This is a genomic window from Gemmiger formicilis (assembly GCF_018784445.1).
In the GTDB taxonomy this organism is placed as follows: Bacteria; Bacillota; Clostridia; order Oscillospirales; family Ruminococcaceae; genus Gemmiger.
Window position 1 is genome coordinate 1 of the sequence record NZ_WQOH01000069.1, and the last position, 218, is coordinate 218.

Here is a 218-nt window from a genome sequence, read left to right on the forward strand (position 1 = left end):
AAGAGAAGCCGGCATCTACCTATTTTCACAGGCCGTTTCCAGCCAACTATCTTCGGCACAAGTGAGCTTAACTTCTGTGTTCGGAATGGGAACAGGTGGAACCTCACCGTCATTGACACCGGCCAACGCGTGACCTTCGTCATGCTTCTCTTTTTGTCTAGGATAACACTTTCATGCTACCCTGTCAAGGGATGTACCCTCAAAACTGAATATCGAAC

The 218-nt window shown here is 48.2% G+C and carries 1 rRNA gene; it reads right to left on the reverse strand.

The window, feature by feature from the left end:
• Positions 1–6: 6 nt before the first annotated feature.
• A 5S ribosomal RNA gene (rrf, locus tag GPK89_RS14700) occupies positions 7–123 on the reverse strand.
• Positions 124–218: the final 95 nt, after the last annotated feature.